The sequence below is a fragment of the Desulfobacter sp. genome, from assembly GCF_050177295.1.
This window is the reverse complement of sequence record NZ_JBFXHE010000513.1, coordinates 1-2796: the sequence shown is the minus strand read 5'-3', so window position 1 is coordinate 2796 and position 2796 is coordinate 1. Positions and strand designations below refer to the sequence as shown.

General features: G+C 44.8%; 3 protein-coding genes and 1 pseudogene. All 4 read left to right on the top strand.

The window, feature by feature from the left end; genetic code table 11:
• Positions 1–271: pseudogene (locus tag AB7U36_RS21925) on the top strand (conjugal transfer protein TraL); the annotation flags it as partial.
• Positions 268–528 carry a hypothetical protein gene (locus AB7U36_RS21920; RefSeq protein ID WP_428161726.1) on the top strand — a complete coding sequence of 87 codons (261 nt, stop codon included), beginning with the start codon at positions 268–270 and terminating at the stop codon, positions 526–528. The pseudogene AB7U36_RS21925 and the gene AB7U36_RS21920, both read left to right, overlap by 4 nt.
• A gap of 15 nt (positions 529–543) precedes the next feature.
• Entirely contained in the window at positions 544–864 is a 321-nt protein-coding gene (locus tag AB7U36_RS21915) for a TrbC/VirB2 family protein (protein ID WP_428161725.1), read from the top strand.
• The coding region (locus AB7U36_RS21910; RefSeq protein ID WP_428161724.1) for a VirB3 family type IV secretion system protein at positions 864–2796 on the top strand (1933 nt) is incomplete at its 3' end. The genes AB7U36_RS21915 and AB7U36_RS21910, both read left to right, overlap by 1 nt.

Sequence of the window (2796 nt, the reverse complement as noted above, 5' to 3'; positions counted from 1 at the left end):
CTTTGGTCAAATTGACTTTAATAACCACAAACTGGAAAAGGCCAACCGGGATCAGGGCGGCACCACCATTGTTCTGCCCACGTATAAAAAAGAAACCTTTGGCTATGATCTAGAGCTGATGCTCAAGTCCCGCCTGACATTTGCCCAGGCATTCAATTCCGGCAAATTCAACGTCATGGCTAAACAGCGACTTAAAATAGCCAGGGATGAAATCTGGAATATCCTGGATGAATCCGGCCTGATCATTGAGGCCCAGGAACCGCAGGAATGAAAAACAAAATCCAGGCAGAAATAGCCAAAAGGCACAACATGACAGTCTGTGACAATGATCCGGTCTGGATCGTAGCAACTGTCTGTGAACTTATGGCCGAAGAATATTCACAAAAACTTTCTGACCAGCAAGATCTTCTTGCAGAAGAATTCAAAGAAAAAATCAAGGAGGTGAACAAAAAAACAAATACGCTGAATATAGTGATTGCCGTGCTTTTCGGCATCATTATCGGTCTGTCAATTCAATTGATTATTTGAAGAGGAGTTTTAGAAATGAAGAAATATTTACCGTTACTTGTACCCACCTTTATTTTTTTTGGCGTTATCACCTTTGTTGATCCTGCTTTTGCATCAACAATTTCGGAATTTGAAACACCGGCAGAAACCTTGATGGAAACTTTACGCGGGCCGTGGGCCAAATCCGTTGCAATACTGATGATCCTGGCGGCTGCTTTTGTGATGTGGTTTAAGAAAGATGACTTGGACGGCATGACAAAGGGGTTCCTGGTGGTGGTCTGTATCATATCTGTGCTGGCCCTGGCAGAACCGATCATTGATACGCTGTTCACATTCGGCACCGGAGCATTAATATAATGCGAAGGATAGCCATACATCGTTCATTACATCGTGCAGACCTGATCATGGGCATAGAGCGGGATCTGCTTTTCCCCATTGGTATCGCCGCCGGCGTGCTGATTGTATCCAGCGGCAACCGCCCCTGGCAGATACTGATCGGTCTGATAATTCTGTCGGGTGGATTTGCCCTTGCCAGGAAAGCAAATAAAAAAGAGCCGATCCTTTCAAAGGTTTTCCGGCAGCATTTACGGCACAAAAAGTTTTACCCGGCCAAAGACAGCCCAGAGTTGCCCCATAAATCTATCCATTACGATGCCATGAGCAGAAAAGAAAAGGGCCTGCAAAGTCTTTTGCAGTATGCGGTGATGGCAGATAATGGGATTATCCTTTGTAAAAACGGTTCGTTCCTGGTGGGCTATGAAATAACTACCAGGGACACGGCCAGTTCAACCGATACAGAGCTTGAAAACTTTTCAAGGTCTATATCCGCATCTTTAAAAAATTTAGGCGATGGTTTCACCCTGCACTTTGACTGTATCCGGAGCCCGGAAGATTATTATCCTGATAAAGATGAAAATCATTTCCCTGACAAGATCACCAGAGCCATTGATGATGAAAGGCGGATATATTTTAAAAAGGGTAAGCATTTTCGCACAACCCATTATCTTTTTATCACCTGGAAGCCGGATATATCAGCCCAGAAAATGGATTCCTTTTTATATACGGAAGAAAAGGACGACCGCCAGAGAAAAAAAGGGGATGATGCCGGTGTTAAGGCGTTAAAAACCTTTCAAAACAACCTGGTCGAAATTGAGGATCGGCTCTCGTTGTCTTTTCAGCTCCGAAAACTCAAGGATATACCCCTCCAAAATGGCATATATTCAGAACTTTTGGAAATTATCAACTTTATTATCACGGGGGAACGCCACAAAATAAAATTGCCGGAAATCCCTATGTATCTTGATTATCTTTTATCCTCTCAAGATGTCACAGGCGGTATAGTCCCGAAAATCGCGGATAAATATATAAGCGTCGTTGCCATTGACGGTTTCCCAGCAGAATCTTACCCAATGATGCTGTCCGGATTAGATAGTTTATCCATACCGTACCGGTTTAACACCCGTTATATCTGTATGGATCAATGGACAGCCTTGCAGCAGATAGAAAATTACAGGAAGGGCTGGTCTCAAAAAATCATTGGTTTTTTTGACAAGCTTTTCAATAACGCCAAGGCAAAACCAAACAAAGATGCCGCCTTGATGGCCGAAGATGCGGAGGAAGCATATTTAATTAATCAATCCGGATTTGTCGGGTTCGGTTATTTTTCCGGCAACATCATTCTGCTGAATGAAGATAAAGCGTTGTTGCAGATGCAAACCAGGGATATCCGGAAAGTGGTTTTATCCCAAGGCTTTGCAGCCAGGATAGAAACCCTTAACGCCCTGGAAGGCTGGCTTGGAACTCACCCGGCAAACAATTATTCTAACCTGCGCCGCATCATTTTGCACAGTCTGAATCTTGCTGACATCTTACCATTGTCAACAATATATGCCGGATCGGCTAAAGCCCCCTGCCCTTTTTATCCGCCAGGCTCTCCGCCGCTTATGTATGCCGCTACAGACGGCGCAACCCCTTTCCGGCTGAACCTGCATATAGGAGATTTAGGCCACACCTTGATTTTTGGCCCTACGGGTGCGGGTAAATCCGTTTTGCTGGCCATGATAGCCGCTCAATTCCGGCGTTATAAGGATGCGTGTATTTTTGCATTTGATAAGGGATTGTCAATGTTTCCCCTGGTCTCTGCCGCAGGCGGCACCCATTATCACATTGCCGGCGATGACAGCCCGCTTGCTTTTTGCCCTTTAAAATATGTTGATACAGATGCAGAGCAGGCATGGGCTGAAGATTGGATAACTACCCTGGCTACCCTGCAAAAAGTTGATATCAAAC

Coding starts and splice junctions, on each gene's coding strand:
- AB7U36_RS21920 (WP_428161726.1), top strand. CDS start 268: ATGAAAAACAAAATCCAGGCAGAAATAGCCAAAAGGCACAACATGACA.
- AB7U36_RS21915 (WP_428161725.1), top strand. CDS start 544: ATGAAGAAATATTTACCGTTACTTGTACCCACCTTTATTTTTTTTGGC.